Here is a 7,750-nt window from a genome sequence, read left to right on the forward strand (position 1 = left end):
TGACGCCGGGTGGTCATAGGCGATAGCCCTTGTTTTGCTGAAGGGAAGCCCGATGAGGGTGCCTGTAACGGGAATAGAACCGCACTTCAGCGGCACCACACACCCCTGTTCCGCCGCACTGTTTCGGGTGGCTGGTCTTGCTGCGCGGAGGTGCTCTGGTCACAGCGCGAATTTACGGCTGGATCATGAAGCGATTCTGGGTAGGCTCGCCCAGGCCAACCAGTCGCAACGAAAACCAGATCAGGAGACGTCATGACCAAGTTCGCAATCACGGCCGCAGCCCTGCTGCTTGCCACTCCCGCCTATGCCGGAGGCCACGCCGCCTCGGGTGATGCCGCTGCCGGGGAACAGGCCTTCGATCGCCAGTGCGTGACCTGCCATAACGTCGTCAACGAGGATGGCGACGTCCTGGCGGGCCGCCCGAACATGCGCACCGGTCCGAGCCTCTACGGCGTTGCCGGCCGTCCGATCGCCTCGGTCGAGGATTTCCGCTACGGCCCCGGAATCACGCAGCTGGCCGAGACCGATATGGTCTGGACCGAGGAAAACTTCGTGGCCTACCTGCAGGATCCCACCGGATGGCTGCGCGAGGCGACCGGCGACGACCGGGCCCGGTCGCGCATGTCCTGGCGTGTCCGCAACCCCGTGGATGCCGTCAATATCTACGCCTATCTCGCCAGCCTGGGCGGGGACATGGCCGCCGAATAAGCGCGCAGGCCAGATTGACCGGAACGGCCACGCTCGCAGCAGCGTGGCCGTTTTTCTTTGCATGGGACACAGCCTGCTCACTTTCGCGTCAAGCGGATTGCCACGACGGCCCGTCTTGGCGACAAGTGCCGAACCTAGGAGAGCCGATGTTTGATGCCGCCGCCCGAAAACTGATCGACCCCCCGCTCGATGCGATAGGCCGCCGTGTCGCCGTGCTGGGTATCGGGGCCGATGTGGTCACGCTGATCGGGCTGGCGTTGGGGCTTTTCGCGGCCTTGCTGATCGCGCTGGGACAGCCGCTCTGGGCGCTGGTCCCCTTGCTGGCATCGCGCATCGCCGATGGGCTGGACGGGGCCGTCGCCCGTGCCACCCGCAAGACGGATTTTGGCGGCTATCTGGATATCGCCTGCGACTTCCTGTTCTACGGTCTGGTCCCGCTGGCCTTCGTTATGCTCGACCCTGCCGCCAACGGCTTGCCCGGGGCCTTCCTTTTGGCCGCCTTCTATTTCAATGGCACGAGCTTTCTGGGTTACGCGATCCTGGCCGAGAAACACGGGATCGACACCTCCGCGCAGGGGGCCAAATCGCTCTATTTCTCCAACGGGCTGCTGGAAGGGACCGAGACGATCCTGTTCTTCGTGCTCCTGTGCCTGTTTCCCGGGGCCTTCGCCCCGCTTGCCTGGGTCTTCGGCACGCTGTGTTTCTTGACCGCGACCCTGCGCCTGCTGGCCGCCCGAACCGCTTTCGCACCCACCAAGGACCACTGATGAGATATCTGACGCTCGCCACCGCCCTGTCCCTGCCCATGGCCGCCCTTGCCACGCCTGATCCCGCCAACTGGGACGCTGTCCTTGCCGAGGCCGAGGGCCAGACCGTCTACTGGAATGCCTGGGGCGGATCGACCACCACAAACGATTTCATCGCCTGGGTGGGTGACCGCGTGGCCGAGGACCACGGCGTGACGCTGGAACACGTCAAGCTGACCGACACCGCCGATGCCGTCACCCGAGTGGTCAGTGAAAAGCAGGCGGGCGAGGACAGCGACGGCGCCATCGACCTCATCTGGATCAACGGGGCCAATTTCGCGGCCATGAAAGAGGCCGACCTGCTGTTCGGCCCCTACGCCGAGCAATTGCCGAACTGGCAATACGTCGACACCGAAGACAAGACCGTGCGGACCGATTTCACCGTGCCCACCGAAGGCTATGAAAGCCCCTGGGCCATGGCGCAGGTGGTTTTCATGTATGACACCGCCGATATCGACGCCCCGCTCGGCTCCATGTCCGAGATCCTGGACTGGGCCAATGCCAACCCGGGGCGCTTCACCTACCCGCAGCCGCCGGATTTCCTGGGAACGACCTTCCTGAAACAGGCGCTTGTCGATCTGACGGACGACCCGGCGGCGCTGCAAAAGCCCGTGACCGACGCGACATATGATGATGTGACCGCGCCACTCTGGGCCTTTCTCGAGGAACTGACCCCGACACTCTGGCGACAGGGCCGCGCCTATCCACAGACCGGCCCGGCGCAGCTGCAACTGATCGCCGATGGCGAGATCGACCTGGCAATCTCCTTCAGCCCGGGTGAGGCGACGGCGGCGATCGCCAACAACCAGCTGCCAGATACCGTGCGCACCTTCGTGCCGGACAAGGGCACCATCGGCAATGCCAGCTTTGTGGCGATCCCCTACAACTCCGGTTCCGCTGCCGGGGCCATGGTCGTGGCCGATTTCCTGATGTCGCCCGAGGCGCAGCTGCGCGCCCAGGACCCCGAGGTTCTGGGGTACGGCACGGTGCTGGACATGGACAAGCTGCCGCAGGCTGACCGCGCGGCCTTCGAGGCGCTCGACCTCGGCATCGCGACGCTGTCGCCGGCCGAACTGGGCAACGTGCAGCCCGAACCGCACCCCAGCTGGATGACCCGCATCGCCGAGGATTGGGCGGCGCGCTACGGCACTGGGCAGTAACGTGCTGCGCCATGTGCCCCTTCTGACCCTGGTCGTGATGATCGGCCCGGTGCTGGCCGGGGTGTGGGGGACGTTCCTTCCCGCCTTCGGCCATCTGCCGGGGGCCGGGTTGACCGGCCCGTCTCTCGAGGCTTTTCGCGCGCTGCTGGCCTGGCCTGGTCTGGGGCAGGCCGTGTGGTTGTCCGTGAGCACCGGCATATTGGCCACAGCGCTGTCATTGGGGATCGTGGTGCTTGTGACCGCCGGGTGGTCCGGCACGCGCGCCTTTGGCGTGTTGCAGCGGGTTCTCGCACCGATCCTCTCGGTGCCCCACGCGGCGGCGGCCTTCGGCCTGGCCTTCCTCATCGCGCCTTCGGGGTGGCTCGCCCGCCTGACCTCGCCCTGGCTGACGGGCTGGGCGCGCCCGCCCGACCTGCTGATCGTCCAGGACCCGGCCGGTCTCGCCATGACTGCCGGCCTCGTCACCAAGGAGGTTCCCTTCCTGTTGCTGATGACCCTGGCAGCCCTTGGGCAGGTGCAGCAGCACCAGAGACTGAAAACCGCAAGGTCGCTGGGATATGACCGGGTAACGGGTTGGCTCAAGTCCGTGTTCCCGGCCGTCTACCGGCAGATCCGCCTGCCGGTCTACGTCGTTCTGGCCTATTCCATGAGTGTGGTGGACGTGGCCCTGATCCTCGGCCCCACGCGGCCGCCCAGCCTCTCGGTGCAGATCGTCGAATGGATGGGTGACCCGGATCTGTCCATGCGGCTGACCGCGGCCGCGGCGGCCCTGTTGCAGCTTGGTCTGGTCATCGGGGCGCTGGGGCTCTGGCGACTGGCCGAGATCGGGGCCGCCTGCCTGGGCCGGGCCTGGATCGAGACCGGGCAGCGTGGCGGCCCTGATCCTGCCCTGCGCATCGGCGGGATCGGGCTGGGCGCGCTCTCTGCGGCGGCGACCCTGCTGGCCCTGCTGGGGCTTCTGGTCTGGTCCGTCGCCGGCTTCTGGGGCTTTCCGAACGCCCTGCCCGACGCCTTCACCCTGCGCAACTGGGACAGGCACGGCCCCGGCACGCTGGAGGCCGCGGCCGAGACCTTTCTGGTCGCCGGGGCCGCCACAGGGATCGCGCTGGTGCTGGTTCTGGGATGCCTGGAAGCCGAACACCGCAGTGGGCGCACGCTGACGACGCGCGGGCTCTGGCTGCTCTACCTGCCGCTGCTGGTGCCGCAGACGGCCTTCCTGCCGGGCTTGCAGATCCTGCTGCTGTCGGTCGGGGCGGATGTCGGGCGCGGGCCGGTGATCCTTGCCCATCTGGTCTTTGTGCTGCCCTATGTCTTTCTGTCATTGGGGGAGGCCTGGCGCGCCTGGGACCCGCGCATCGCTGTGGTGGCTGGCACGCTTGGGGCGGCGCCCTGGCGGGTCTTCTGGCGCGTGCGGCTGCCGATGCTGCTGCGCCCGATCCTGACGGCCCTGGCTGTTGGCATGGCGGTTTCGGTCGGGCAGTATCTTCCGACGCTCTTGATCGGTGGGGGGCGGGTTGCAACGCTCACGACCGAGGCGGTGGCGCTGGCCTCGGGCGGAGATCGCCGGGCAATCGGTGTCTACGGCCTTGTGCAGACCCTCGCCGCGCTGCTGGCCTTCGCCCTGGCGATCCTTTTACCGGCTCTGGTCTGGCGCAACAGGAGAGGGCTTCATGTCTGACGGGCTGACACTGGATCAGATCTGCATCACCGACGGCGGCCAGACGGTGATCGAGGTCGATTGCACTGTTGCCCCGGGCGATGTGCTGACGATCATGGGCCCCTCGGGCGTCGGCAAATCGACGCTTCTGTCCTTTGTCACGGGAACCTTGCCGCCGGCCTTCACTGCGACAGGGCGGGTCTTTCTGGATGGTGTGGATATCACCGGGGTGCCGCCGCACCGGCGTCAGGTCGGCATCCTGTACCAGGACGATATCCTGTTCCCACACATGAGCGTCGGGCAGAACCTTGCATTCGGCATGGCCCCCGGCGGCACGCGGGCAGCACGGCGCGAAGCTATTGCGCGCGCGCTTGCCGAGATCGGCCTCGCCGGCTTCGAGGGCCGCGATCCCGCGACGCTATCCGGGGGACAGGCCGCGCGGGTCCAGCTGTTGCGGGTGCTCTTGTCGCAGCCCGGGGCGCTCTTGCTGGACGAGGCTTTTTCGCGGCTGGACACGACCCGCCGGGCGCAGATCCGGAAGCTGGTGTTCGAGATGGCCCGAAACCGTGACCTGCCCGTGCTCATGGTGACCCATGATGCCGAAGACGCCCGCGCTGCCGGGGGATGCGTCATTACCCTGGGGAAATAGGCCCTATTCCGCCGCGTTGCGTCGGGGCAGCACCCAGTCAGGCCGCGGGAAATGGCAGGTATAGCCGTTTGGCACCCGTTGCAGGTAATCTTGGTGAAACGGTTCCGCCTCCCAGAAATCGCCGACGGGTTCCACCTCGGTCACCACCTTGCCGGGCCAAAGGCCCGACGCCTCGACATCCTTGATCGTGTCCAGGGCAATTTCGCGTTGGCGGGCATCGGTGTAATAGATGGCCGAGCGGTAGCTCATCCCCACATCGTTGCCCTGACGGTTTTTCGTGGTCGGATCGTGGATCTGGAAGAAGAACTCGAGAATCTGCCGATAGCTCAGCGTATCGGGGTCATAAATGATCTCGATCCCCTCGGCATGGGTGCCGTGGTTGCCATATGTCGCATTGGGCACGTCGCCGCCGGTGTAGCCGACACGGGTCGACATCACGCCCGGCAGCTTGCGGATCAGGTCTTGCATGCCCCAGAAACAGCCGCCTGCCAGGACGGCGCGGTCTTCAGCCATCAGATATCCTCCACTTGGTCGAGATAGGCACCATAGCCCTCGGCCTCCATCTCGTCACGATGGATGAAGCGCAGGGCGGCGCCGTTGATGCAATAACGTAGCCCGCCGGCGTCGGATGGCCCGTCGGGGAAGACATGGCCGAGATGGCTGTCGCCGTGGGCCGAGCGGACCTCGGTGCGGACCATGCCAAGGCTGTTGTCCATGAGTTCGGCCACATGCGCGGGTTCGATCGGTTTGGTGAAGCTGGGCCAGCCGCACCCCGCGTCATACTTGGCCGAAGAGGCGAAGAGCGGCTCGCCCGACACGATGTCGACGTAGATGCCCGGCTCGTGGTTGTCGAGGTAGGGCCCCGTCCAGGGCCGTTCGGTGCCGTTTTCCTGGGTGACGCGGTACTGCTCGGGCGAAAGCCGGGCGATGGCGTCGGGTGTCTTCTGATAATCCTGCATCGTCTTTCCCTTCATTTGGTCGAAATATGGGGCCATCACCGCGAAATGCCAGAGACCTTCACGCGGGCGCGATCCAGCGGCGTGGCGCGCCGTCGCGGTTCTGACTCGTTAGGCTCTCTTTCACCTTTGCCCTGCTATCCCGGGCGCCGGGTGAGAGAAAGGGTGAGGTCATGGGCGGCAGGTCCAATGCGCCGGTTATCATCAAGCGCAAGAAGGTCATCGCAGGCGGTGGGCACCACGGCGGTGCCTGGAAGGTCGCCATGTGTCTGGTCCTGTTTGTTGGCGGCGCATTTTGCGCCGGGGTTTTCAGGGACCGGCCCCGGGCGGGGCCGGACGGGTCGTCCTTCTGACGTGTGCGGATGCCTGTCGTGGCAGCGCGCCAACCGATCGGATGCAAGCGCAGTCTGTACGGGCGCGGCCTAACAGTGGCTTAACGCGACGCTGGCTTTTTCGTGGTCGATCTTTCCAATTTTAGATTACACTTGGGATCGTGCGCGCCGGCCCTCAGAAGCGTCTCTCGGTATCCGGGCGCGCGGACCCGACGCGGTTTTCCCGGCCGCTGCGGTCGTAGGTCGTCATGCCCCGGCGTAGGCGCTGCTGTTCGCGCAGACGCGCCTGGACATCGCGCACCCCGTCCTGTGCCGCGGCCAGAAGGCTGCGGTTGCGCTCGAGCATATGCGCGAGTGCGTCGCGCTGCGCCGGTGCCAGCGCAGGCCCCTGCGACAGATCGTCGGCCAGGGTCTCTTTCAGGGGGGTCAGCTCGGCCAGCGCGGCCAGGTCGCCGTGGCGCAGGGCCAGCCGCTCGGCCTCGAGCAGCGCGCTCAGGCGGGTCAGGATATCAGACATCCCGGCGTTCCATCATGGCCTCGAACAGGCTTTGGGCCAGCCCGATTCCACCGGCCTCGGCCATCTCGCGGGCCTGTTCGCGGCGCAGGAACGAGGCGAACTGATCCTCGCCGATGCCGCCACCGAATCCCTGCGGCGTTTCGCCGACGCCGGCCGATTTCAGCATCTGCGCCATGAACGAAGCCTCGAGCTGTTGCGCGGCGGATTTCAGGCGTTCGGCCTGTTGCGGGGCGCCCGGCAGGCCCGCGGGTGTTTCGGAAATCATCATCCTGATGGCCTCTCGATAATTGGCATACGGCGCAGTCATGCCCGCCGGCGGTAAAGATTGAGTAAGTTTTCTCGGTGTATCCGGGGCAGGCAATACCAGTCGGAGACACCGATGATTTCCATGGACCCCCGCGCGACGGCCCAGGGGCCGCCCTCGCCGGACGCGGCCAGCGCCAAGATGATGATCCGGCAGGACGACGGCGCGCGCGGCGCGGCCGGGGCGCGGAACAGCTTTGCCGGGGTGCTGTCGCGGCAGGCCGCTGGGGCGGAGGGCGCAGAGGATATCGCGGCCACCCCCGGCAGTGGCCCGCTTGCGCCCGACCCCTCGGGTGAGGCGGACGCGGACACCCCGACTCAGGTGCCCGAAACGGCCCCGGTGCCGGGTGAGGGGGCGCGCCTGCCATCGGGTGACGGGCCTGACGAAACACCCGTCGCCGGGCCCGGCCCGGCCACGCCCGACGCAAAGACCAGTCGCCCCGTTGAACAGGGCAACGGGATGCAGCCGGTTGCCGGGGGCGACACGCCAAGGCTAACGGCGGGGATTTTCCCGCACCAGGGGGGGCAGCCCGGTCCGGACGGCCCGGACCTTATGCTTGGCAAGGCTTTTGGTCCCGTGGTTGTTGATCAGCTCGCGCCAGCGGTTCGGGCTTTCTCCGTTTGTGGCGTCAATGGTGGTGCCGTTGAAGCTGATCGTGCTT

The 7,750-nt window shown here is 66.6% G+C and carries 9 protein-coding genes and 2 pseudogenes; 7 read left to right on the top strand and 4 right to left on the bottom strand.

Annotation, left to right across the window (positions count from 1 at the left end):
* The first annotated feature begins 252 nt into the window (after positions 1-252).
* The 5 genes from ACH107_RS27580 to ACH107_RS27600 all read left to right on the top strand — a co-directional run bounded on the left by ACH107_RS27580 (position 253) and on the right by ACH107_RS27600 (position 4,980).
* The gene (locus ACH107_RS27580; RefSeq protein WP_412508888.1) at positions 253-708 is read left to right on the top strand and encodes a c-type cytochrome; all 456 of its coding nucleotides are present in this window, start codon (positions 253-255) and stop codon (positions 706-708) included.
* Positions 709-854: 146 nt separating this feature from the next.
* Entirely contained in the window at positions 855-1,475 is a 621-nt protein-coding gene (locus ACH107_RS27585) for a CDP-alcohol phosphatidyltransferase family protein (protein ID WP_412508890.1), read from the top strand.
* Entirely contained in the window at positions 1,475-2,674 is a 1,200-nt protein-coding gene (locus ACH107_RS27590; protein ID WP_412508891.1) for an ABC transporter substrate-binding protein, read from the top strand. The genes ACH107_RS27585 and ACH107_RS27590 overlap by 1 nt, the downstream gene beginning before the upstream one ends.
* Positions 2,675-2,711: 37 nt before the next feature.
* Positions 2,712-4,352, top strand: a complete 1,641-nt coding sequence (locus ACH107_RS27595; protein WP_310691444.1) for an ABC transporter permease — start codon at positions 2,712-2,714, stop codon at positions 4,350-4,352.
* Positions 4,345-4,980, top strand: a complete 636-nt coding sequence (locus ACH107_RS27600) for an ATP-binding cassette domain-containing protein (RefSeq protein WP_412508892.1) — start codon at positions 4,345-4,347, stop codon at positions 4,978-4,980. The genes ACH107_RS27595 and ACH107_RS27600 overlap by 8 nt, the downstream gene beginning before the upstream one ends.
* Before the next feature lie 3 nt (positions 4,981-4,983).
* Here ACH107_RS27600 and msrA read toward each other — a convergent pair whose 3' ends face one another.
* Both msrA and msrB read right to left on the bottom strand, forming a co-directional pair.
* The gene (gene msrA / locus ACH107_RS27605; RefSeq protein WP_412508894.1) at positions 4,984-5,493 is read right to left on the bottom strand and encodes a peptide-methionine (S)-S-oxide reductase MsrA; all 510 of its coding nucleotides are present in this window, start codon (positions 5,491-5,493) and stop codon (positions 4,984-4,986) included.
* Positions 5,493-5,939 (bottom strand): peptide-methionine (R)-S-oxide reductase MsrB, encoded by a 447-nt coding sequence (gene msrB / locus ACH107_RS27610; protein WP_412508895.1) that lies wholly within the window; start codon positions 5,937-5,939, stop codon positions 5,493-5,495. The genes msrA and msrB overlap by 1 nt, the downstream gene beginning before the upstream one ends.
* Before the next feature lie 170 nt (positions 5,940-6,109).
* Between msrB and ACH107_RS27615 the strand changes: the two are divergent.
* Positions 6,110-6,199: pseudogene (locus tag ACH107_RS27615) on the top strand (chemotaxis protein MotB); the annotation flags it as partial.
* Positions 6,200-6,443: 244 nt separating this feature from the next.
* Here the strand turns inward: ACH107_RS27615 and ACH107_RS27620 are convergent.
* Entirely contained in the window at positions 6,444-6,785 is a 342-nt protein-coding gene (locus tag ACH107_RS27620) for a hypothetical protein (protein WP_412508896.1), read from the bottom strand.
* A complete protein-coding gene (locus ACH107_RS27625) occupies positions 6,778-7,050 on the bottom strand; it encodes a rod-binding protein (RefSeq protein WP_405049853.1) in 273 nt (90 codons plus the stop codon). The genes ACH107_RS27620 and ACH107_RS27625 overlap by 8 nt, the downstream gene beginning before the upstream one ends.
* 114 nt (positions 7,051-7,164) lie before the next feature.
* Between ACH107_RS27625 and ACH107_RS27630 the strand changes: the two are divergent.
* Positions 7,165-7,750, top strand: a pseudogene (locus ACH107_RS27630) (hypothetical protein); the annotation flags it as partial.

It is taken from the genome of Roseovarius halophilus (ex Wu et al. 2025) (genome assembly GCF_047086965.1).

Coding starts and splice junctions, on each gene's coding strand:
- ACH107_RS27590 (WP_412508891.1), top strand. CDS start 1,475: ATGAGATATCTGACGCTCGCCACCGCCCTGTCCCTGCCCATGGCCGCC.
- msrA (WP_412508894.1), bottom strand. CDS start 5,493: ATGGCTGAAGACCGCGCCGTCCTGGCAGGCGGCTGTTTCTGGGGCATG.
- ACH107_RS27625 (WP_405049853.1), bottom strand. CDS start 7,050: ATGATTTCCGAAACACCCGCGGGCCTGCCGGGCGCCCCGCAACAGGCC.
- ACH107_RS27600 (WP_412508892.1), top strand. CDS start 4,345: ATGTCTGACGGGCTGACACTGGATCAGATCTGCATCACCGACGGCGGC.
- ACH107_RS27595 (WP_310691444.1), top strand. CDS start 2,712: ATGATCGGCCCGGTGCTGGCCGGGGTGTGGGGGACGTTCCTTCCCGCC.
- msrB (WP_412508895.1), bottom strand. CDS start 5,939: ATGCAGGATTATCAGAAGACACCCGACGCCATCGCCCGGCTTTCGCCC.
- ACH107_RS27580 (WP_412508888.1), top strand. CDS start 253: ATGACCAAGTTCGCAATCACGGCCGCAGCCCTGCTGCTTGCCACTCCC.
- ACH107_RS27620 (WP_412508896.1), bottom strand. CDS start 6,785: ATGTCTGATATCCTGACCCGCCTGAGCGCGCTGCTCGAGGCCGAGCGG.
- ACH107_RS27585 (WP_412508890.1), top strand. CDS start 855: ATGTTTGATGCCGCCGCCCGAAAACTGATCGACCCCCCGCTCGATGCG.